Genomic DNA, 22,006 nt, shown 5'->3' with positions numbered 1-22,006 from the left:
GCCGGGATGCTAAAGCGATTTCCCTCAAACGCAACTCGTTCCGGATGGTTCTCAGGGACGTTTGCGGATCAGGAAGCTGATCGCTGAGCCTTCGGTGACGGAAGAGAGCAGTTCGTGCCCGGCCTCGCTGCAGAAAAATGGCACATCGATGGCCGAGAGCGGGTCATCGGAGACCAAGCAAAGTACGGCGCCCGCGGGCATTTCGCCCAGTCGCTTGCGGGCCTTGAGGACAGGCAAGGGACATTGCAGCCCGAGCGTATCGAGTTCAGCGTCAAAATTCATGTCGCTTCCTGTTGCCTTTGGGCTCTGCATGTCCGCCGCTGCACAGCAGTGGAGGGACGCGCGATAAGATATTCTTGGGGCAAGTGTAGCCGTTCATCTCTGATTTCGTAAGACGCTATTCCATATGCGCCCAGACAGGTCGGATCGGGTAAAGCCGGATGCCGACAATCAGTATTCTCTGCTTCAGCGCCCAATGTTGACACGGTCGTGCTTCGCGGATGAGGTGCTTTCGTCATTACCGCCCTGAATGTGCATGTCCAGCTATCCAGTTTTGGCGCTCCAATAGAAAGACAAAGATAACATGACAAGCTTCGCCCTTCGCGTTCAATGCCAATCCAGGCGCGGCATTGTCGCCGCCATATCCGCGTTTCTGGCGGAACAGGGCTGCAATATCACCGACAGTGCCCAGTTTGATGACGTGGAAACAGGCAATTTTTTTATGCGCATGAGTTTCCGATCCGAAGACGGCCGCAGTCTCGATGACCTCATCGGCAAGTTCGAACCGGTGTCACAATCATTCGATATGGAAGCTGAGTTCTTTGACGAAGCGGTCAAACGCAAAGTCGTCATCATGGTGTCAGGCTTCGGCCATTGCCTCAACGACCTGCTCTACCGTTGGCGGATAGGAGGCCTGCCGGTCGACATCGCCGCCGTCGTTTCCAATCACATGGACTATCAAAAACTGGTTGTGAACCACGACATCCCGTTTCACTGCATCAAGGTAACAAAAGCCAACAAGCCGGATGCGGAAGCCCGGATCATGAATGTCGTTGAAGAGACCGGCGCGGAGTTGATTGTGCTGGCGCGATACATGCAAATTCTCTCTGACGACATGTGCCAGAAAATGTCCGGGCGGATCATCAATATCCACCATTCGTTTCTGCCATCCTTCAAGGGCGCCAATCCCTACAAGCAGGCCTTCGAGCGCGGTGTGAAGCTGATCGGAGCGACTTCGCATTATGTCACGGCGGATCTTGATGAGGGCCCGATCATCGAGCAGGACACGATCCGTGTCACCCATGCGCAGTCAGCGGAGGATTATGTTTCGCTCGGTCGCGACGTCGAAGCTCAGGTTCTGGCACGCGCCATCCATGCTCACATTCATGGCCGGGTTTTCATCAATGGCAATAAAACGGTTGTGTTTCCGCCGTCCCCCGGTTCGTTCGCCTCGGAGCGCAGGGGGTGAGGGGGCCCGATTGCATCGGATCTGTGAAATCAGAGATCTGAAATCCCGAACTGGAAAACGCTGATCTGATCAATATCAGTCGCTGCTCCGTTGACGACATGCTTGCCGGTGCAGCAATCGGATTGATCTCGTTCATTTCAAGGGCTTTCCTGGCATGGTAAGGCTTGCGGCGATTGGGAGCCTCCTCGCAGCGAGGACAGCATACCGAAAGGATCTCAGCATGTCTGATCTACTGGTGCACCCGGCTGGAGTAACCGGCAAGGTTCATGACATTACGGTCGAAAATGCCAAAACGCCGAAATCGCCAGATTGGGGCTATGTAGGCTTTGGTGTTTACCGTTTAAAAGCTGGCGAAAGCGCTTCGGAATCAACCCTCGACCGGGAGGTGATCCTTGTGCTGGTTGAAGGCAAGGCCGAAATTTCGGCTGGCAGCGAAGCTTTTGGCGAACTAGGCCAGCGCATGAATGTTTTCGAGCGCACGAAGCCTGTTTGTGTCTACATTCCCAACGGCAGCGATTGGACTGCCTGGGCAACGACCGATTGCACTCTTGCCATCTGCACCGCACCCGGCATGGGCAACCACAAAGCACGCATTCTGGATGTGCCGGATCTGGTCACTCGCGGCAAGGGCGCCAATACGCGCTATATTTTCCCGATCGCCATGGAAGAAAGTGATGTCGCGGATTCACTTCTGGTCACCGAGGTTTTTACTCCATCTGGCAATTGGTCGTCCTATCCGCCGCACCGTCATGACGACGACAATTTTCCTGCCATGACCTATCTGGAAGAGACCTATTACCACCGGCTCAATCCCGAACAGGGCTATGGCCACCAGCGTGTCTTTACCGAGGATGGGACATTGGATGAAACCATGAGCGTATCAAATCATGATGTGGTGCTGGTGCCCAAGGGCCATCACCCCTGCGGCGCGCCCTATGGCTACGACATGTATTATCTCAACGTGATGGCCGGCCCGATACGCAAATGGCGATTCCAGAACCACCCCGATCATGACTGGATCGCTAAACGCGACGCGTAAGCGGTGTGCTGTCATACCAAATTGAGACTTTCAGGAAAGACCAGATCATGATCCGTCACCTCGTTCATTTACGGTTCGCCAAAGACACCTCCGAGGCCGATAAAAGGGCAATTTACAAGGACCTCGGCGCCCTGTCCGGTCACATCGACGGTGTCCTTGATTTCCAGCATCGGACCAATGTCAGTGTGGAAATTCCACTGGTGCGTGGCTTTGACGACATGTTCTGGTTTGACTTTGCCGACATTACCGTCAGAGATACCTATCTCGAAGACAGTGTTCATCAAGCCATTGGCGCCCGGATTGTGGCCAAGCTCGACGGCGGTGCGGATGGCGTATTTGTGTGTGATATTGAAGTGTGATTGATCTCCGTAAGCGAGAATTTCTGGCCAGCCTGTTTGAGGCCGCAGTGCTGCGCGCCGATCCAAAGCGGGCGCTGATGGATGCGCTGCCGCAAAAGCCCAAGGGCAGGACGGTGGTTGTCGGCGCCGGCAAAGGTGCTGCGCAACTGGCTGCCGCATTTGAAGAGTTGTGGGATGGCCCACTGACGGGCACGGTGGTGACCCGATATGGTTATGCAGCACCCTGCAGGACAATCAAAGTGATTGAAGCAAGCCACCCGGTGCCTGACAGCGCCGGTCTGGCGGCATCCGAGGCGTTGTTTGACACGGTTTCCGGCCTGACTGCAGATGATCTGGTCGTGGCTCTCATCTGCGGCGGCGGTTCGGCGTTGTTGCCAGCCCCGCCTGAAGGTCTGTCGCTCGCCGATGAGCAGGAACTCAACCAGGTACTGCTTGCCTCCGGAGCTCCGATCGGGGTGATGAACGCGATCAGAAAACATTCAAGCCGCATCAAGGGTGGAAGGCTTGCCGCCGCCGCCTGGCCCGCGAAAGTAGTGTCGCTGGTGGTTTCCGATGTGCCCGGCGATGAAGCCTGCCAGGTCGCTTCCGGCCCGACAATTCCAGACGCTCTGACATTGAGCGAAGTCCAGGCGATGATTTCCGCGCGCGCCATTGCATTGCCCGAAAAGATCCGAGCCCATTTGGCCAGCGGCAAGGATTTGCCGCCGCGCCCGGATGATGCGGTGTTTGCGAACAATGAAGTTCATATCATTGCGTCAGCCGGATTGTCGCTCGAGGCCGCTGCCGAACTGGCCAAGCGTGCCGGCGTCGATGCGGTGATCCTGTCGGATGCGGTGGAAGGCGAAGCCCGCGATGTCGGGCTGGTTCATGCAGCCATTGCCCGGGAAGTGGCTAGCCGTGACAGACCTTTCGTCAAGCCCGTGGTCATTCTGTCTGGCGGCGAAACAACCGTCACACTGCGTGGCAAGGGCAGGGGCGGGCGCAACACCGAGTTTCTGTTGTCTCTTGCCTCCGCTATCGAAGGCGTCGAAGGGATCACTGTACTCGCCGCTGACACGGATGGGATTGACGGCTCGGAAGACAATGCCGGTGCCTTTGCAGATGGAACCTCGACCGGGCGACTGCGAGCCCAGGGACTGGATCCGCTGGCCAGCCTGGCGGCCAACGATGCCTGGGGCGCTTTCGACGCCATCGGCGATTTGTTCGTCACCGGCCCGACCGGGACCAATGTCAATGATTTCCGGGCGATCCTGGTCGGCGCTCTACCTGGTCAGGCGTAGCCATCACCCTCTATCGGGCCTTTTCGCATTGGGCATTCCATGAAGGTGGCGGTGCTACGTAACCTGCTGCCTGCGCCCTTAAGGCGCCAGAGTTCTCAGCCATCTCAGAGCGAAGCAGTAATGCCGCCATCGACATAGAGAGTATGGCCGTTGACGAAGGATGAAGCTTTGGAGGCCAAAAAAATGCAAGCGCCGACGAGTTCATCGACCTGGCCCCAACGGCCGGCCGGGGTGCGTTTTTCAAGCCAGCCGCTGAACTCAGGATCAGCCACCAGGGCGGCATTGAGCGGAGTGTCGAAATATCCCGGTGCGATAGCATTGCACTGCAAGCCATATTTGGCCCAGTCAGTCGCCATGCCCTTGGTCAGATTGCCCACGGCGCCCTTTGTGGCGGTGTAGGGGGCGATGGAGGGACGGGCCAGCGCCGTTTGCACTGATGCGATGTTGATGATCTTGCCTTGGCCGCGCCCGATCATGTGCCGCGCGACCGCTTGTCCCACATTGAAAACCGAACTGACATTGGTGCGCATTAGCTGCTCGAATGCATCGGCGGGAAAATCCTCGAGCGGTGCGCGGTGCTGCATGCCGGCATTGTTGACACAAATGTCGATGACGCCCACGGATGCCTCGAAACCGTCGACTGCAGCGCGGGCTGCAGCATGGTCGGTCACATCAAAGGCAAGCTGGTGGATGGATGTGCCGGTGCCGGCCAGCCGGGCTGCTGCATCCGCCAGTTTGGTCTCATCGCGCCCGTTGAGCACCAGATTTGCCCCGGCTTGTGCGAGCCCTGCGGCAAGCGCGTAGCCGATGCCCTGGGAAGAGCCGGTAATGAGCGCAGTGCGCCCGCTCAGGTCAAACAGACCAAGATCCGCCATGGCAGCATCCTCTCTGAAAGTGTTGTCACATTCAGAGCGAAACCTGTCGGCTATTGAAACCATAGTCAATGTTGTTCAGAGGAGACCGATACTCACGTGACATCGCCTTGACGGCGATTGGCAGTGTCAAAAGCCGAAGAGATGGCGGAGTTTTAGCGGAGATCTGCCCAAGGTATCGGACAGATCTCCATGTTAAAAGTCGACCAGGCGTTTGCCCGGGGATAAACCTACAGCCGGTCGAAGACCTGATCGATTGCTTCCGCTGCTGCCTTCACAACGATATCGGCTTCTTCCCGTGTCAGGCAGAGCGGCGGCGCGAAGCCGAGAATATCACCCTGCGGCATGGCCCGGCCGATGACATTGCGTTCGGCAAGCGCTGCAGCAACCTGCGGTCCGATCTTTTTGGCCGGATCGAAGAATTTGCTGTCATCGCGGTCCTCGACAAATTCGATTGCTGCGATCATGCCATCGCCGCGGACGTCGCCGACATGCTTGTGGCCGCCGACAGCCTTGGCCAGTTCGGAACGGAAATAGGCGCCGGTCTCCCTGGCATTGGTCACCAGATCCAGTTCGTCGATCAGTTCCAGGTTGGCGACACCCGCTGCCACGCAGATCGGATGCGCAGAATAGGTCCAGCCATGGCCGATGGAGCCAAGCTTGTCGGAGCCCTGCACCAGAACCTCCCACACCTTGTCGCCGACAATGACGCCAGACAGCGGCGCGTACGCCGAGGTCAGGCCCTTGGCGATGGTGATCAGGTCGGGCTTCATGCCGTAATGGTCGGAGCCGAACATGGTGCCGAGACGGCCGAACCCGGTGACCACTTCGTCAGCAACCAGCAGGATGTCGTATCTGTCGAGCACGACCTGGATTTTCTCCCAGTAGCCGGCCGGTGGTGGCACAATCCCGCCAGTGCCCAGAATCGGTTCGCCGATGAAGGCTGCGACGGTATCGGGGCCTTCTTCCAGGATCATCTCTTCCAGCTTGTCGGCGCAATGCTGCGAGAACTGCTCCTCGGTCTGGCTGCGGTCTTCACGGCGGAAAAAATACGGTGCCTCGGTGTGCAGTATCGGCGCGCGCGGCAGGTCGAAGGCGGTGTGGAACAGGTCCAGCCCGGTCAGCGAACCGGTCATGACGCCGGAGCCATGATAGCCGCGCCAGCGCGAGATGATCTTCTTCTTTTCCGGCCGGCCCAGCACATTGTTGTAGTACCAGATCAGCTTGATGTTGGTCTCGTTTGCGTCCGACCCGGAGAGGCCATAATAGACCCGGCTCATGTTTTCGGGCGCACGGTCGATGATCATCTTGGAAAGGGTAATCGAGGCCTCGGTGCCGTGGCCGACATAGGCGTGGTAATAGGCGAGATTCTTGGCCTGCTCGGCGATTGCATCGGCAATCTTCTGGCGGCCATATCCGACATTGACGCAGTAAAGGCCAGCGAAGGCATCAAGGCTGGTCTTGCCGGTGGAATCGGTGATGTAGACACCTTCACCGCCGGTGATGAGCCGTGTCGGGCTTTCACCGCGGGCATGGGTGCCCATATGGGTCGACGGGTGGAAGAAGTGGTCCCGGTCCCAGGCGTTGAGTTCGTTGCTTTGGTCGAGCATGGTCATTCCTTTTCGTAAAATCGGGCTGCCGGTTCAGGCAGCCGTGTCGATGCAGAGATATTTGAGTTCGGTAAAGGCTTCCATGCCATGGCGGGAGCCCTCGCGGCCGAGGCCGGATTGCTTCCAGCCACCGAAGGGGATGGGGGCGCCGGTGATCTTGACCCGGTTGACCGCCACCATACCGTATTCGAGCGTGCGCGAAAGCCGCAGCTGGCGGGCGCCGTTTTCCGTGACGAGATAGGCCACCAGCCCGTAGTCGCTGTCATTGGCGCGGGCGACGACCTCCTCTTCGCTGTCAAATGCGGTGACGGCGGCGACGGGACCAAAGGTCTCCTCGCGCATGATCAGCGCGGTATCGGGAACATCGGTCAGCAATGTCGGCTGAAAGAACAACGGTCCGGCGGTGTGGCGCGCACCGCCAATCGCCAGCCTGGCGCCCAGCGAAATGGCGTCACTGATCTGCGCCTCGACCTTGACGACGGCACGCTCATGCATCAGCGGGCCGATGTCTGTTCCGTCCTGAAGCCCGGGCCCGGTCTTAAGCTCCGCGATCCGCTGCGCGAAGGCCTTGCAGAATTTCCCGTAGATCGGGCGCTGAACATAGATCCGGTTGGCGGCCAGGCAATCCTGGCCCGACGTGGCGAATTTTGCGTGGATGGCAATGTCGACGGCCTTGGCGATGTCGGCATCGGCGAAGACGATAAGCGGCGCGTGCCCGCCCAATTCCATCACCAGCCGCTTCATCGTCGGTGCGCACTGGGCCGCAATCAGTTTGCCGATGCCGGTCGAGCCGGTGAAGCTCATCGCCCGCACCCTTGCGTCATCACAGAGGCGGCCAACGATGGTGGCGGCATCGCCGGTGACGACATTGAAGACGCCGGCGGGAATGCCGGCCCGTTCGCCAAGTTCGGCCAGCGCCAGCGCCGAAAGCGGAGTTTCCGAAGATGGATGCACAATTGTCGTGCAGCCTGCGGCAAGCGCTGCCGCCGCCTTGCGGGTGATCATCGCCAGCGGGAAGTTCCACGGCGTCACGATGCCGACCACGCCAAGGGCTTCGCGCCGGACGATCATCTCGGCATTGGGCAGGTGGCTGGTAACGGACTCTGCGTTGAGGCGCTTGCCCTCTTCGGCATACCATTCGATGAAGGACGCGGCGTAGTCGATCTCGCCACGGGCTTCGGCCAGCGGCTTGCCCTGTTCCAGCGTCATGATCAGCGCCAGGTCTTCCTTGGCCGCAAGAATGAGTTCATGCCATGTGAGCAGGATGGATGCGCGTTGTTGCGGCAGCAGGCTGGACCACGGCATGAATGCACTTTGGGCGGCGGAAATGGCCTGTGTGGTCTCGTCAAGGCCCAGCGTGGCGACCCAGGCGAGCGTGGCGGCGGTCGCCGGATCGCTGACTTCAAAGGCCTTGCCGTCATTGCCGGCCATCCAGCGGCCGTCGACATAGGCAAGTTGACGCAGCAAATGCCGGTCGGAGAGGCGGCCGAGCGCATCATGGAACTCGGCGCGGGCAAAAACTGCATTCATGTCCGGATCTCCTCTTGGGTCTTGCAACAAGATGTCACGAAGCCTGCGAGAGATTGTCTGTTCCATGGGCGTGGGAGAGAGAGACGGGCCGAATTGACCGGACAATGCAGAGACTTTGTCTATTGCGGCAGCAGCGCCTCAAGCGACAGCACGGTCTCTTCCTTGACGGTTTTGGTGACGATGTAGGTGAAGTAGCGATCTATGCCGAGTTCCCGGTCGAGCAGGCCATCGACCAGGCGCTGATAGGCGTCGATGTCAGACGCCATGATCTTCAGGATGTAGTCGACCCCGCCGCCGACCGACCAGCAGGCGGTGATTTCGGGGATAGCGGCGATCGCGCGCTCGAAGCGTTCGAAATCGGCCTGACGATGATTGGTGAGCGTCACCTCCATCAAGACACTGGCCACCGGCGCGATACGCCGGACATCAATATGGGCGTGATAACCGGCGATGATGCCGGCCTTTTCCAGCTTGCGCAGCCGCATCCAGCAGGGTGTGGGCGACAGGCCGGCTTTTTCGGCAACCGCCAGCTTGGTGATGCGCCCATCCGCTTGAACGGCTGCCAGAATGCGAAGGTCGATGGCGTCGAGTTTCATAGAGTTGCGCTCCCGCGCGGTCCAAAACGTGTTCAATGTCAAAAAAACGACAATGATGCCGTAGTTTGGTGTTGTCAATTGATATGATATTTTGCACTGTGAAATCATGACAATATGGCAGCCTGATCCATCACAACTTCGCCGGCCGGCCTATCTCTCGCTCGCCGAACAATTCACCCGTGCGATCCAGGGCGGCATGCTCGTCAATGGCGCCCGATTGCCGACGCATCGGCGTCTGGCCGACGATCTTGGCCTCTCGGTGCAGACCATCAGTCGCGCCTATGATGAACTGATCCGCCGTGGTCTGGTCGCCGGGGAGGTCGGGCGCGGCAGTTTCGTGCAAACCCAGTCGGGAGAGCCAGCCTCTCCCTATCTGCCGGAACGGCTGGGTGAGCTGATCGACCTGTCGATTCTCAAGCCCGCCTGCGACCAGATCCATCTCGACCGGATGCGGGAAGCCTTCGCCTGGCTGGGTGAGAACCTGCCGTCAAGTTCGGCGCTGTCCTTCCGTCCCAACATGGTCTTCCCGCGGCACCGTCAGGTCGCAGCCCTATGGCTGGCCCAATGTGGGCTGGATGTCTCGCCGCTCAATATCAGCATCACAAATGGCGCTACCCCGGCCATGACCGTGGCGATGATGAGTGTCGCCCAGCCCGGAGCCACCATCGCTGCCGAAGCCATCAGCCATCACACACTGAAGCCGCTTGTGACCTATCTTGGCCTGCATCTCAAAGGCCTGGCGATTGACCATGACGGCATGATCCCGGAGGCGCTCGACGAGGCATGCCGCAATGGTGTCATCCGCGCGGTGTTCCTGCAGCCTTCGGTCATCAATCCCATGGCCACGCTGATGAGCGGGGAACGGCGCGCGGCACTGGCGGATGTCGCCAGGCGGCATGATATTGCCATTATCGAAAACGATGTCCTCGGCCCTCTTGTCGAGGCAGGGGTGCCGCCTGTTGCCGCCTTCGCGCCCGAACGCACGCTCTATGTCACCAGTTTCACCAAAATCACGGTCCCCGGCGTCAGGATCGGCTATCTGGCGGCGCCGGATCGCTATGTCTCCGCGGTGACCAACCGGCATTTGGTTTCCAACTGGATGGCGACGCCGGCGATCGCCGAGATTGCCACCCGCTGGGTGGATGACGGGACCGCGCTCGAACTGGTCGACTGGCAACGCAAGGCTCTGGCGGCGCGGCATGCCATCGCCGATGAAAAGCTTGCCGGACTGGATTACCGGGCGCATCCGCAAAGCCTGCATATCTGGCTGCATCTGCCGGCTGGCCACACCGAAGAGGGGTTCGTGTCCCAGGCCCGGTTGCGCGGGGTGGCCATCGCGCCGGGGTCTTCCTTCCGCATTGCCGACCTCGGCTGGCGTCCGTCCGTGCGGATCTCGCTTGGATCAACGACGGAAGAAGAATTGAGCATCGGTCTCGAGATCATTGCATCGATGTCGATCGGAGATCCCGAGGCGCCGTTGCTTGTGATTTGAGCAGCGTGGACAGAATATAGCCGTTTCGACAATAATTGTACTGATATTATTATTCACATTGACATGATTTAAAGTCATGGTCATCGTTAGGTCATGCCGGTCTCAACGGGGAGAGACACGAATGACAGCGCCGATCATCCGCATTGACAATATTACCAAGAGCTTCGGCAGTCTGACCGTGCTCGACGGCCTCTCGATGGACGTGATGCCGGGTGAGAAACTGGCACTGATCGGCCCCTCGGGATCCGGCAAGACGACGATTCTGCGCATTCTGATGACGCTTGAGCGGATCAATGGTGGCCAGATCGAAGTCGATGGGTCCCAGCTTTATCACATGCAAAAGGCTGGTGGCCTGGTGGCTGCCGATGAGCGCCATCTGCACATGATGCGCGAAAAGATCGGCATGGTGTTTCAGCACTTCAACCTGTTTCCGCACAAATGCGTGCTCGACAATGTGACGCTGGCTCCGATGCTGACCAAGAATACGCCGCGGGCAGAGGCGGAGACACGGGCCATGGAGCTGCTCGACATGGTCGGGCTTGCCGACAAGGCGAAAAGCATGCCGTCCCAGCTGTCCGGCGGGCAGAAGCAACGGGTTGCGATTGCACGGGCGCTGGCTCTCTCGCCGAAGATCATGCTGTTTGATGAAGTCACCTCGGCGCTCGATCCGGAACTGGTCGAGGAGGTGCTGAGCGTGATGCGCAAACTCGCCGACGAAACCGACATGACCATGCTGCTCGTCACCCATGAGATGGGCTTTGCCCACGACTTTGCCGACCGGGTGCTTTTTTTCGACGCCGGCAAGATCGTCGAGGAAGGCAAGCCGGACGAGATTTTCAGTCATCCGAAGCAGGAGCGGACGCAAACCTTCCTGCGCAAGATCATCGCGGCGGGGCACCGCGTCTGAGGCCTGACCGGCCCCGGCAAAGCCCTTTATCGAGACGAAAAACAAAACAAGGAGTGGGAACTATGAAAACAGGAAATCTCGTGACATTGGCTGCAAGCGTGGCAGCCCTGGCTGCGGTCTGGGCCGCACCCGCGGCGGCAGATGACAACAAGCTGCAGCAACTCAAAGACCAGGGCTTTGCCCGCATCGCCATCGCCAATGAGCCGCCGTTCACCGCTGTCGGCGCTGACGGCAAGGTCTCGGGCGCTGCCCCGGATGTGGCACGCGAAATATTCAAGCGGCTGGGCATCGAAGATGTCGCCGCCTCGATCTCTGAATACGGAGCCATGATCCCCGGTCTCCAGGCCGGTCGCCACGATGCCATCACCGCCGGGCTGTTCATGAAGCCGGAACGCTGTGCAGCGGTCTCCTATTCCGAGCCGATTCTCTGCGATGCCGAAGCTTTTGCCTTGAAGAAGGGCAACCCGCTCGGCCTCACCAGCTTCAAGGACATCGCCGACAATGCCGACGCCAGGATTGGCGCACCGGGCGGCGGAACCGAAGAAAAGCTGGCGCTCGAAGCCGGCGTTCCGCGGGACCGGGTGATTGTTGTGCCGGATGGCCAGAGTGGCATCAAGATGCTGCAGGATGGTCGCATCGACGTCTATTCGCTGCCGGTCCTGTCGATCAACGACCTGCTGGCCAAGGCCGAGGATCCAAACCTTGAAGTCGTGGCGCCGGTCATCGGCGCACCGGTCTATTGCGATGGCGCAGCCTTCAAGAAGGGCGATGAATCTCTGCGCGATGCCTTTGACGTCGAACTCGCCAAGATGAAGGAGTCCGGTGATTTCGCCAAGATCATCGAGCCTTACGGTTTCTCCGCCGCAGCCGCGATGTCGACCTCACGCGACAAACTCTGCGCGCCGCAATAAGGCCCCCTGTCGTTGACGAACACGTCTCCCCCCGCAAGCCGGGGGGAGACTGCCGGACAGAGCGTTTGCTGGCGGACGTTTGGATGTTTTTTCACACTGGAACTCAATGATCATGATCGACTGGTCGGGCTATATTGGGCTTATCCTGCAGGGCGCGCTGGTGACGCTGCAACTGACTGTCATGGGCTCGGCCCTGGCCGTGGTCGCAGCGTTTGCCGCAGGCCTGGGCCGTGTCAGCCGTTTTCTGCCGGTCCGGATGCTGGCCACGACATATATCGAATTCTTTCGCGGCACCTCGATCTTCGTGCAACTGTTCTGGGCCTATTTCGTGCTGCCTTTTGCCGGCATCACTCTGTCGCCCTTGCAGGCAGGCGTGCTGGCGCTGGGGCTTAATGTAGGCGCCTACGGAGCCGAGGTGGTGCGCGGCGCCATCAAGGCGATCGGGCGCGAACAGCGCGAGGCCTGTGTCGCGCTCAATCTGACCCGATTGCAGGCGATGCGTCATATCATCCTGCCGCAGGCGCTGCCGCTGATGTTGCCGACCTTCGGCAACAACGCCATCGAATTGCTCAAGGGCACCGCCGTCGTCTCGCTGATTTCGCTCAATGACATGACCTTTCAGGCCCAGGTGGTGCGGGCCCAGACCGGCAGCACGCTGATCCCGTTTGTGACCATCCTGCTGCTCTATTTCGCCATGGCCTGGGTGATATCGCGCGGCATGCGCTGGCTTGAACGCCGTGTGACACGCGGTCTGGATGGGGTGAGGGCATAAGTGATGGAATGGGATTGGAATTTCGTCTGGCAGATCATGCCGACCCTGCTGCAAGGCTTCAAGATCACCATCGTGGCAACTGTCCTTGGCGCCATGGTTGCCATTGTTATTGGTCTGGTGTTTGCGGTTCTGCGCATGACCGCGCCAAAGCCGATTGCACAGGTGACCGGCTTCATCGTTGAATTCATTCGCGGCACGCCGCTTCTGGTGCAGCTCTATTTCCTGTTCTTCGTCCTGCCTGATATCGGCATCCGGCTGCCGGCTCTGGTCGCGGGCGTCATTGGTCTGGGCATTCACTACGGCACCTATATCGCCGAAGTCTATCGCGCCGGTATCGAGAACGTGCCGCGCGGCCAGTGGGAGGCGGCCAAGGCCACCAACCTGACCACCCGCCAGGCCTGGATCCATGTGATCCTGCCACAGGCGATTCCGCCGATGATTCCGGCGCTCGCCAATTACATGATCGCCATGTTCAAGGAGACGCCGCTGCTGTCGGCGATAACCGTGCTGGAGCTGATGAACCAGGCCAAGAGCATCGCCAACAGCAATTACCGCTATATCGAACCGATGACGCTGGTCGGCGTGTTCTTCCTGGTCATCAGCCTGATCTCGGTGTTCTTCCTGCGCCGGCTGGAAGCGCGTTATTCACGGGTGGATGAGCGATGAGCCAGGCTGTCGAACTCTCGCTCGCGTCACGCAAGCCGCGCCTCGACGTCCGGCCGCACGGCAAGCGGATCGGACTGATCATCCTGGCGACGGATCACACCACCGAGCCCGATTTTTGCCGCATGGTTGCAAGCGAGCACATCGGCGTCTACGTGACGCGCATTCCCTATGCCAATCCGGTGACGCCGGACAATCTGCGCGCCATGCAGCCATCAATGACGGCTGCGGCGGAATTGATCCTGCCGGGTGAGACGCTGGATGTGGTGATGTATTCCTGCACCGCCGCTTCGGTTGTCATCGGCGACCAGAATATCGAGGCAGCGATCAAGGCAGCCAAGCCTGAGGCCAGTGTTGTGACGCCGACCGCTGCGGCCGCCAAAGCCCTCACAGCGCTTGGTGCCAGGCGGATCTCGATTTTGACACCCTATTCAATAGAGACCAGCCGACCGATGGCAGAGCATTTTGCCGGGCTGGGATTTGCCATCGACCGCTTCACCTGTCTTGGCCTGACCGATGACCGGGAAATGGCGCGGATTGCGCTGAGCGAGATTGTCGCTTTTGCACGCCAAGCCATGGCGCCGGACTCCGACGCGCTGTTCATTTCCTGCACCGCCGTGCGGGCTGCTGCCGTGGTTGCCGAAATTGAAGCGGCCATCGGCAAGCCTGTCGTCACCAGTAATCTGGCGACCGCCTGGGCCTGTCTCAGGCTTTGCGGCGACACCACAGTCCGTCCTGAACTGGGTAGCTTGATGACGCTTCCGCTGCCGGAGAACTCTCAATGACCGCACCTCTCCCCGTCACCATCAGCGACATCGAAGCCGCAGCGCGTCGCATATCCGGTCGCGTCTTGCGCACCCCCTTTGTGAATTCGGCCTCGCTGAGCAAATTGTGCGGTGTGCCGGTCGGGCTCAAGCTCGAACATCACCAGACAACCAGCGCATTCAAACTGCGCGGCGCCACCAATGCGGTTTTGATGCTGACACCGGAGGAACGCGCGCGCGGCGTGGTCGCCGCCTCGACCGGCAATCACGGCCGGGCGCTCGCCCATGCCGCCAAGGCGGAAGGCTCGATCGCTACCATCTGCATGTCGCGGCTGGTGCCGCAGAACAAGATCGACGAAATTCGCAATCTTGGCGCCAATGTCTGCATTGTTGGAAAGTCGCAGGACGAGGCCCAGGAAGAAGTCGACAGGCTGGTCCGGGAAGACGGGCTGGTCATGGTGCCGCCCTTCGATCACCCGGCAGTGACCGCAGGTCAGGGCACGCTGGGGCTCGAAATTCTTGAGGACATGCCGGAGGTTTCGACCGTGCTGGTGCCGGTTTCCGGCGGCGGGTTGGCGGCAGGCATCGCTGCGGCCGTCAAGGCGCGCAAGCCGGATACCCGTGTCATCGGCATCACCATGGAGCGCGGCGCTGCAATGAAAGCCAGCCTCGATGCCGGGGCTCCGGTGATGGTCGAGGAATTTCAAAGCCTGGCGGATTCGCTCGGCGGCGGCATCGGGCTCGACAACCGCGTGACCTTTGCCATGTGCCGGGATCTGCTCGACGATCTGATCCTGCTGAGCGAAGACGAAATCGCTGCCGGCATGCGCCATGCCTACGCGCAGGAACGCGAGATCATCGAAGGGGCAGGCGCGGTCGGAATTGCAGCTTTGCTCGCCGGCAAGATCAAGACAATCGACGGCCCTGTGGCGATCATCCTGTCCGGGCGCAATGTCGACATGGCGGTGCACCGGCGTGTGATCAATGGACAGAGCGATTCCTGGGCAGAGGCAGCACCATGACCGAGATGAAAATACTGACCGAGAGAGATCTCAAATCACTCGTGTCTCTCGACGCAGACGCGGTCGCTTGCGTGGAAAATGCGTTTCATGCGCTGGCCACAAAGGCCGTGGTGATGCCGCCGATCCTTCGGCTCGATATTCCGGAATACCGTGGAGAGGTCGATGTGAAAGCCGCCTATGTGCCAGGCATTGAAGACTTTGCCATCAAGATCAGTCCGGGCTTTTTCGACAATCCGAAGATTGGCCTGCCCAGCACCAGCGGCATGATGGTGTTGTTGTCGAGCCGCACCGGCCAGGTTCAGGCGCTGCTGCTCGACAATGGCTATCTCACCGATGTGCGAACGGCTGCAGCCGGAGCGGTGGCGGCAAAACACCTGTCGCGTCCGGATTCGGCCATTGCCGCGATCTTCGGCGCCGGCATGCAATCCCGGCTCCAGCTCAAGGCCGTGATGCTGGTGCGGCCAATCCGCGAGGCCCGGATCTGGGCGCGCGATGACGCCAAGGCGACGGCGCTGGCGGGTGAATTGACCGCAGAGCTCGGCATTCCCGTCACGGCTTTTGCCGATCCAAAGGCGGCTGTCGCCGGCGCCGACATCATCGTGACGACGACGCCATCCGTAACGCCGATCCTGAAGGCCGACTGGCTCGAGCCGGGCCAACACATCACGGGGATGGGCTCGGACGCTGAACACAAGAATGAACTCGAACCAGCGCTGATCGCCAAGGCCGGGCTCTATATCGCCGACAGCCTGAACCAGACCCGCCGATTGGGGGAACTCCATCATGCCATTACGGCCGGGCTGGTCGGGGCGAATACCGAATTTGCCGAACTTGGTCAGGTGGTCGCGGGTCAAAAACCCGGCCGCACCCACGCTGGACAGATCACCGTCGCGGATCTGACCGGGACCGGCATCCAGGACACCGCGATTGCCTCGCTCGCCTATGACCGTGCCCTGGCAGCCGGGGCGGGAACCACCTTCGAAAGCTGACCCCGGCAAGACCGGCAAATGAGGAATTGACATGACACAACCCAGCCTCAAGTTTTCACTTGCCGAGTACGAAGCGCGGCTCGCCAAGACCCGCCGGTCAATGGAAGCCAAGGGGATTGATCTGCTGATCGTCAGCGATCCATCCAACATGAACTGGCTCACCGGCTATGACGGCTGGTCGTTCTATGTGCATCAGGCAGTGATTGTGCCGCCCACCGGCGAGCCGATCTGGTTTGGCCGCGGCCAGGACGGCAATGGCGCCAAGCTGACCGCCTATCTAAAGCACAGCAACATCATGGGCTATCCGGATCACTATGTGCAATCGACCGAGCGGCACCCGATGGATTATCTCTCGGGCATTCTGGCCGATAAGGGCTTTGGCAAGCTGACCATCGGCGTCGAGATGGACAATTACTGGTTTTCGGCAGCCGCTTTTGCGTCGCTGGTCAAGCACCTGCCCAACGCCCGCTTCGTCGACGCGACTGCGCTGGTCAACTGGCAGCGGGCGGTCAAGAGCGAGACCGAAATCAAATATATGCGCAACGCCGCCCGCATCGTCGAGGCGATGCATGCGCGTATCTTCGACAAGATCGAGGTCGGCATGCGCAAATGCGATCTGGTGGCGGAAATCTATGACGCCGGCATACGCGGTGTCGATGGTCCCGACGGGCGGATCGGCGGTGATTATCCGGCGATCGTGCCGCTGCTGCCCTCGGGCGTTGAGGCGTCCGCGCCGCATCTCACCTGGGATGACAGACCGATGAAAAAGGGCGAGGGGACCTTTTTCGAGATCGCCGGCTGCTACAATCGCTATCACGTACCGCTGTCGCGCACTGTCTTCCTTGGCAAACCAACCCAGGCCTTTCTTGATGCCGAAAAGGCGACGGCCGAGGGTATGGATGCGGGGCTCGCCGTCGCCAGGCCCGGCAACACCTGCGAGGACATCGCCAACGCGTTTTTCGCGGTGTTGAAGAAACACGGCATCGTCAAGGACAACCGCACCGGCTATCCGATCGGCCTGTCCTATCCACCGGACTGGGGCGAACGCACCATGAGCCTGCGGCCCGGTGACAAGACTGTGCTTGAACCCGGAATGACCTTCCATTTCATGACTGGTCTGTGGCTAGAAGACATGGGCTTCGAGGTCACCGAAAGCATTCTCATTACCAAAACCGGCGTCGAGTGCCTTGCCAATGTACCGCGCAAGCTTGTCGTGAAGGATTAAAGCCATGGACCTGTTGCCGACCCTGCGCCCGTCGCCTGTTTCGCCGACCGTCAACCTGCTGGAGGAGGGCGTCCAGCACGGTTTTCTGCGGCTGCCTTTCAGCCGTGACGATTCCGCCTGGGGGTCGGTCATGGTGCCGCTGACTGTCATCAAGAATGGCACCGGGCCGACGGCGCTGCTCACCGGCGGCAATCACGGCGATGAATATGAGGGGCCGATCGCGCTTTTCGATCTGGCGCGCTCGCTCAAGGCGGAGGATGTCAGCGGCCGGGTGATCATCGTTCCGGCGATGAACTATCCGGCCTTTGCGGCCGGCACGCGGACCTCGCCGATTGACAAGGGCAACATGAACCGCTGTTTTCCCGGCAGGCCGGATGGAACGGCAACGGAGAAGATTGCCGATTATTTCCAGCGTGTCCTGCTTCCCAATGCCGATATTGTGCTGGACTTCCATTCCGGCGGCAAAACCCTCGACTTCCTGCCGTTTTGTGCAGCGCATATTCTCGCTGACAAGATCCAGGAGGCGCAATCCTTTGAACTCGTCGAGGCCTTCGGCGCGCCGTTCTCGATGAGAATGCTGGAGATTGATGCCATCGGCATGTACGACACCGCCGCCGAGGAAATGGGCAAGACCTTCATTACCACCGAGATCGGCGGTGCCGGAACAGCAACCGCCACCAGTGTGATGATCGCCAAGCGCGGGGTTTCCAACGTGCTCAAAGCAGCCGGGATCCTGGCTGGAACGGTCGAGCCGCAACCAACGCAATGGCTCGACATGCCTGATGGCGATTGCTTCAGTTTTGCCGAAGATGGCGGGCTGATCGAATTGCTCGTCAATCTTGGCGATCCGGTGACCATGGGATCGGCGATCGCGCGGATCTATCCGGTGTCCCGGACCGGTGCGACACCCCGCGAAATCCACGCCAAGATGAGCGGAATCCTGACAGCGCGCCATGTGCCGGGTCTGGTCAAGCCGGGAGACTGCGTCGGCGTGATTGCGGTCGCCGTCTGAGCCGCGCCACCTAGGAGCAACCTTTCGGCTTCAGGGGGCTCGGCTTAGTTGGCGCGAGGATGAACCCGATGCCAGAGTCCTATGGCTGGGGTTACTCCCGAGCGGAGGTCAGCGACGTCAATTTGTGGCCCTCGACCAGGGTAATCCTCTGGCGACCGCTTTTGATCCAGCCTTTCGAATCCCAGCCGCTGAGCAGGCGGGAGACCGTATGCAGCGTTGTTCCGGTCATCTCGGAAATATCCTGCCGCGAAATCAGGAAATCGATCAGGATGCCGTCGTCGGTCTGGCGACCGGTCTGCCGGGCAAGATTGAGGACTGCATTGGCAACCCGTTGCTCCACCCGTTCGGTGGCCAGTTCAACCACCCGGTCCTGGGTTCCGATCAGCCGGCTTCCAACCATGGCATAGGTATTGGTGGCAAAGCCCGGATGTGCTGCAACCATGCTTTCCCAGGCTGATGATGACCAGGCAAGTACGACGCAATCGGCCGCAGCCACTGCATTTGCCGGATAGGTGTCACGTCCTATGGCTTTTGCGATGCCGAGCAGTTCACCGGTTGCGATGTAGCGGACAATGACCTGTTCGCCATCGGGTGTCACTTTCACTACGCGCACATATCCGTCGAGAAGCAGAAAGAACGAGTGAGCTTGCTCGCCTTCCCGGAAGATATAGCCACCTTTTGCGTGGCGGTGGGAAACGGCGCGCGCAAGCATGTCGTCGAGCGCCTCACGGCTCAACCCGGCAAAGGGAGGCAGATCAGTCAGAAGGGAAGCATCAAGACGGCTCAACAGGCTCTCCAGTTTGCGAAAACGCAAAGACAGGGCGGGCCAGACTGATAGCCATATCGTCACTTCGACGCAATCAGGATACCGCTCGGATGAGAGATGATCGCGGCACGATACAGGCTTTAGAGGTTCACTTTTGGACTGTACGTTGTTGTCGCTTACACCGTGAACAGGACGTGAAAATATGCGGAGAACAAAAAATCAATAAGTATAAACTGATAAAAAACGAGAACCTGAAAAATTCTCGATCTGTATATAATGCGATATAGGAATTATATACTTGTGAGTACAAAAGGGTACATAAATCAATTGATTGTAAATTCACAATATAAGATATAACGGACAAAAATATCTGTCCAGATCGATGTCTGGATTGCGCTAGATCAAAGAGAACCTGGTCTCGCAAGCCTACACAGTGGATGACGGAAACCGGGTAAATGCGAAAATGATGGGCAAGCCAAACGGCAGTCGCGAATGGATGATGAAGGTGTTTGCTGTGTTGGCAAGCCTTGTGCTTGGCGTCGCCGCCGCGCAAGCCGAACCGCTGGTGATGAAATTTCTGGACAAGGCCAGTGTCGGGGAGATCGTGCCCGGCGCCACCGAGTATGGTCAGTTGCGCTCCGATCTACCCGTGGTCGAGGCCCTGAAAGAGGGCAAGGTCGTCGGCTATGTGTTTCTCACATCTGACTTCGTCACCACAACCGGCTATTCCGGGAAGCCGATCCATACGTTGATGGGTGTTGACGACAATGCAAAGGTGACCGGCGTTCGCCTGGTCAAGCACTCCGAGCCAATCGTACTGGTCGGCATTCCCGAATCCAAGATCACCGCGGTGACGGAAAAATATGCCGGACTTGATCTGATCGCCGAGGCCGCCGCCGGCGGTTCGGCGCATGATCTCGATATCGTTTCTGGCGCCACCGTGACCATCATCGTTATCGACGATTCCATCGTTAGGGCGGGTCTGAAAGTGGCGCGCTCGCTTGGTCTTGGCGGCCTTGAACCCGAATTGGCGAGCGCCGGGCCAACGAAGAAGCTTGTGATGCCGAGCGATGCCGATATCACGATAACCGACTGGCAAACGCTTGCCGGCGATGGGTCGATCCGCAGCTTGCGGCTTGATATCGGGCAGGTGAACGCGGCCTTTGAAGAGACCGGCGATGCCCGTGCCATCAAGCGCGCGGAAAAGGGCCCACCGGAAGACACATTTATCGACATGCAGGTGGCGCTGGTCAGCGCGCCCGAAATCGGTCGCACGTTGCTCGGTGACAGCGAATACGCAAATCTGCTCGAATGGCTCGACGAAGGCGACCAGGCCATTCTGGTGGTTGGTCGCGGCAAATATTCCTTCAAGGGCTCAGGCTATGTGCGTGGCGGGATCTTTGATCGCATGCATCTGATCCAGGGCGATACCTCTGTCCGGTTCCACGACAAGCAGCACAGGCGCCTTGGCAAACTGGCGACAGAGGATGCGCCATCCTTCACCGAGCTTGATATCTTCAAGGTGAAGGCCGACAGCGGCTTTGATCCGGCTGAACCATTCCGCCTGCAATTGCTGGTGCAGCGCGCCGTTGGCGCCATCGAGAAGTCTTTCATCACCTTCGATCTCGGCTACCGCATTCCAGACCGCTACACCGAAAAGCTGGCAGTCGAAACGGCTGCGGTCAACAATCCGCAGATCCAGAGTGACGTGGCAGTGTCCGATACCAGCGAACTCAGCCATCTTTGGAAGCGGATCTGGCTGCAAAAGCGTGTCGAAGTCGTCGTGCTGATCGCCGCCTTGACCATCCTGACCGGTGTGTTCTTTTTCCAGATGCAGGTGACGAAATACGAGCGTTTCACCTACTGGTTCCGCGTCGGATTCCTGGTGTTCACGCTGGTCGGCCTCGGCTGGTACGCCAACGCGCAATTGTCGGTGGTCAATGTGCTGGCTTTCTTCTCGGCTGTGATGGCAGGCTTCTCATGGAACGCCTTTCTGATGGATCCGCTGGTCTTCATCCTGTGGTTCTCGGTGGCGGCGTCACTGCTGTTCTGGGGCCGGGGTGTCTATTGCGGCTGGCTCTGCCCGTTCGGCGCGCTGCAGGAACTGACCAACAAGGTCGCGCGCTTGTTCAAGATTCCGCAATATACGGTTCCCTGGGGGCTGCACGAACGGCTGTGGCCGCTCAAATACATGATCTTCCTCGGTCTGTTCGGCCTGTCGCTCTATTCGCTGGAAATGGCCGAACGCTATGCCGAAATCGAGCCGTTCAAAACCGCGATCATCCTGAAATTCCAGCGCGGCTGGCCGTATATCCTGTTCGTCGTCGTGCTGCTCGGCGCCGGCCTGTTCATCGAGCGGTTCTACTGCCGTTACCTGTGCCCGCTCGGTGCTGCGCTGGCGATCCCGGCCCGGCTGAGAATGTTCGACTGGCTCAAGCGCTACAAGGAGTGCGGTGATCCGTGCCAGCGCTGCGCCAAGGAATGCATGGTTCAGGCGATCCATCCCGAGGGCAATATCAATCCCAATGAATGCCTGCAGTGCCTGCACTGCCAGGTGCTCTACCAGAGTGCCACCAAATGCCCGGTGTGCATCAAGAAAGAATCCAAGCGGGAGAAGTTCCGCAAGCAGAACCTTCTCGATCCGATTGCTCCTGCGCCAGCAGGCAAGGGGCAGCCGCTCGTGGGAACCAATCCGACAACACAGCCTACAACTTAAAAAAGGAGACAGC

The 22,006-nt window shown here is 59.5% G+C and carries 20 protein-coding genes and 1 pseudogene; 15 read left to right on the top strand and 6 right to left on the bottom strand.

All coding sequences use genetic code 11. The features are described from left to right. Nucleotides 1-51: 51 nt before the first annotated feature. Entirely contained in the window at nucleotides 52-282 is a 231-nt protein-coding gene (locus IMCC20628_RS16255) for a sulfurtransferase TusA family protein (protein ID WP_047031086.1), read from the bottom strand. A gap of 301 nt (nucleotides 283-583) precedes the next feature. Here IMCC20628_RS16255 and purU point away from each other — a divergent pair, with 301 nt between their 5' ends. The 4 genes from purU to IMCC20628_RS16235 all read left to right on the top strand — a co-directional run bounded on the left by purU (nucleotide 584) and on the right by IMCC20628_RS16235 (nucleotide 4,146). Further along, on the top strand, nucleotides 584-1,468 hold the full coding sequence (purU, locus tag IMCC20628_RS16250; RefSeq protein ID WP_047031085.1) for a formyltetrahydrofolate deformylase: 885 nt from the start codon (nucleotides 584-586) through the stop codon (nucleotides 1,466-1,468). A gap of 220 nt (nucleotides 1,469-1,688) precedes the next feature. Further along, nucleotides 1,689-2,507 carry a 5-deoxy-glucuronate isomerase gene (gene iolB / locus IMCC20628_RS16245; RefSeq protein ID WP_047031084.1) on the top strand — a complete coding sequence of 273 codons (819 nt, stop codon included), beginning with the start codon at nucleotides 1,689-1,691 and terminating at the stop codon, nucleotides 2,505-2,507. A 47-nt stretch (nucleotides 2,508-2,554) separates the two neighbouring features. Continuing rightward, nucleotides 2,555-2,866 carry a Dabb family protein gene (locus IMCC20628_RS16240; RefSeq protein ID WP_047031083.1) on the top strand — a complete coding sequence of 104 codons (312 nt, stop codon included), beginning with the start codon at nucleotides 2,555-2,557 and terminating at the stop codon, nucleotides 2,864-2,866. Next, the gene (locus IMCC20628_RS16235; protein ID WP_047031082.1) at nucleotides 2,863-4,146 is read left to right on the top strand and encodes a glycerate kinase; all 1,284 of its coding nucleotides are present in this window, start codon (nucleotides 2,863-2,865) and stop codon (nucleotides 4,144-4,146) included. Before IMCC20628_RS16240 ends, IMCC20628_RS16235 begins: the two co-directional genes overlap by 4 nt. Nucleotides 4,147-4,250: 104 nt before the next feature. Here the strand turns inward: IMCC20628_RS16235 and IMCC20628_RS16230 are convergent, their stop codons facing one another. From IMCC20628_RS16230 to IMCC20628_RS16215, 4 genes are all read right to left on the bottom strand, one after another. Beyond that, nucleotides 4,251-5,021 carry an SDR family oxidoreductase gene (locus tag IMCC20628_RS16230; protein ID WP_047031081.1) on the bottom strand — a complete coding sequence of 257 codons (771 nt, stop codon included), beginning with the start codon at nucleotides 5,019-5,021 and terminating at the stop codon, nucleotides 4,251-4,253. Between the two features lie 227 nt (nucleotides 5,022-5,248). Further along, nucleotides 5,249-6,628, bottom strand: coding sequence for an aspartate aminotransferase family protein (locus tag IMCC20628_RS16225; RefSeq protein WP_047031080.1), 1,380 nt, complete (start codon nucleotides 6,626-6,628; stop codon nucleotides 5,249-5,251). Between the two features lie 33 nt (nucleotides 6,629-6,661). Continuing rightward, nucleotides 6,662-8,158: an NAD-dependent succinate-semialdehyde dehydrogenase gene (locus tag IMCC20628_RS16220; protein ID WP_047031079.1), complete on the bottom strand. Its 1,497-nt coding sequence runs from the start codon at nucleotides 8,156-8,158 to the stop codon at nucleotides 6,662-6,664. Nucleotides 8,159-8,277: 119 nt separating this feature from the next. After that, a complete protein-coding gene (locus IMCC20628_RS16215) occupies nucleotides 8,278-8,754 on the bottom strand; it encodes an Lrp/AsnC family transcriptional regulator (protein ID WP_047032665.1) in 477 nt (158 codons plus the stop codon). A 71-nt stretch (nucleotides 8,755-8,825) separates the two neighbouring features. Between IMCC20628_RS16215 and IMCC20628_RS16210 the strand changes: the two are divergent. The 10 genes and pseudogenes from IMCC20628_RS16210 to doeB all read left to right on the top strand — a co-directional run bounded on the left by IMCC20628_RS16210 (nucleotide 8,826) and on the right by doeB (nucleotide 18,511). Further along, a pseudogene (locus IMCC20628_RS16210) lies at nucleotides 8,826-10,246 on the top strand (PLP-dependent aminotransferase family protein). Between the two features lie 121 nt (nucleotides 10,247-10,367). Next, nucleotides 10,368-11,153: an ectoine/hydroxyectoine ABC transporter ATP-binding protein EhuA gene (gene ehuA / locus IMCC20628_RS16205; protein WP_047031077.1), complete on the top strand. Its 786-nt coding sequence runs from the start codon at nucleotides 10,368-10,370 to the stop codon at nucleotides 11,151-11,153. 62 nt (nucleotides 11,154-11,215) lie between these two features. Further along, entirely contained in the window at nucleotides 11,216-12,064 is an 849-nt protein-coding gene (gene ehuB / locus IMCC20628_RS16200) for an ectoine/hydroxyectoine ABC transporter substrate-binding protein EhuB (protein WP_047031076.1), read from the top strand. 112 nt (nucleotides 12,065-12,176) lie between these two features. Further along, a complete protein-coding gene (gene ehuC, locus IMCC20628_RS16195) occupies nucleotides 12,177-12,836 on the top strand; it encodes an ectoine/hydroxyectoine ABC transporter permease subunit EhuC (protein WP_047032664.1) in 660 nt (219 codons plus the stop codon). A gap of 3 nt (nucleotides 12,837-12,839) precedes the next feature. Continuing rightward, complete coding sequence (ehuD, locus tag IMCC20628_RS16190) at nucleotides 12,840-13,502, top strand: ectoine/hydroxyectoine ABC transporter permease subunit EhuD (protein ID WP_047031075.1); 663 nt, start codon at nucleotides 12,840-12,842, stop codon at nucleotides 13,500-13,502. Beyond that, nucleotides 13,499-14,284 (top strand): ectoine utilization protein EutA, encoded by a 786-nt coding sequence (eutA, locus tag IMCC20628_RS16185; RefSeq protein ID WP_047031074.1) that lies wholly within the window; start codon nucleotides 13,499-13,501, stop codon nucleotides 14,282-14,284. Before ehuD ends, eutA begins: the two co-directional genes overlap by 4 nt. Continuing rightward, nucleotides 14,281-15,285, top strand: coding sequence for a hydroxyectoine utilization dehydratase EutB (eutB, locus tag IMCC20628_RS16180; RefSeq protein WP_047031073.1), 1,005 nt, complete (start codon nucleotides 14,281-14,283; stop codon nucleotides 15,283-15,285). Before eutA ends, eutB begins: the two co-directional genes overlap by 4 nt. After that, a complete protein-coding gene (eutC, locus tag IMCC20628_RS16175; protein WP_047031072.1) occupies nucleotides 15,282-16,274 on the top strand; it encodes an ectoine utilization protein EutC in 993 nt (330 codons plus the stop codon). Before eutB ends, eutC begins: the two co-directional genes overlap by 4 nt. A gap of 31 nt (nucleotides 16,275-16,305) precedes the next feature. Continuing rightward, nucleotides 16,306-17,499 carry an ectoine hydrolase DoeA gene (doeA, locus tag IMCC20628_RS16170; RefSeq protein ID WP_047031071.1) on the top strand — a complete coding sequence of 398 codons (1,194 nt, stop codon included), beginning with the start codon at nucleotides 16,306-16,308 and terminating at the stop codon, nucleotides 17,497-17,499. Between the two features lie 4 nt (nucleotides 17,500-17,503). After that, nucleotides 17,504-18,511, top strand: a complete 1,008-nt coding sequence (gene doeB / locus IMCC20628_RS16165; RefSeq protein WP_047031070.1) for a N(2)-acetyl-L-2,4-diaminobutanoate deacetylase DoeB — start codon at nucleotides 17,504-17,506, stop codon at nucleotides 18,509-18,511. Between the two features lie 91 nt (nucleotides 18,512-18,602). Here the strand turns inward: doeB and IMCC20628_RS16160 are convergent, their stop codons facing one another. Then, the gene (locus IMCC20628_RS16160) at nucleotides 18,603-19,298 is read right to left on the bottom strand and encodes a Crp/Fnr family transcriptional regulator (RefSeq protein ID WP_047031069.1); all 696 of its coding nucleotides are present in this window, start codon (nucleotides 19,296-19,298) and stop codon (nucleotides 18,603-18,605) included. A 442-nt stretch (nucleotides 19,299-19,740) separates the two neighbouring features. On the opposite strand from IMCC20628_RS16160, the gene IMCC20628_RS16155 reads away from it, so the two are divergent. Beyond that, nucleotides 19,741-21,993 carry a NosR/NirI family protein gene (locus IMCC20628_RS16155; protein WP_197078321.1) on the top strand — a complete coding sequence of 751 codons (2,253 nt, stop codon included), beginning with the start codon at nucleotides 19,741-19,743 and terminating at the stop codon, nucleotides 21,991-21,993. Nucleotides 21,994-22,006 lie beyond the last annotated feature (13 nt).

Source organism: Hoeflea sp. IMCC20628, assembly GCF_001011155.1.
GTDB lineage: Bacteria > Pseudomonadota > Alphaproteobacteria > Rhizobiales > Rhizobiaceae > Hoeflea.
Note: the sequence above shows the minus strand (reverse complement) of the source record. Positions and strands in the feature narration are given on the sequence as shown.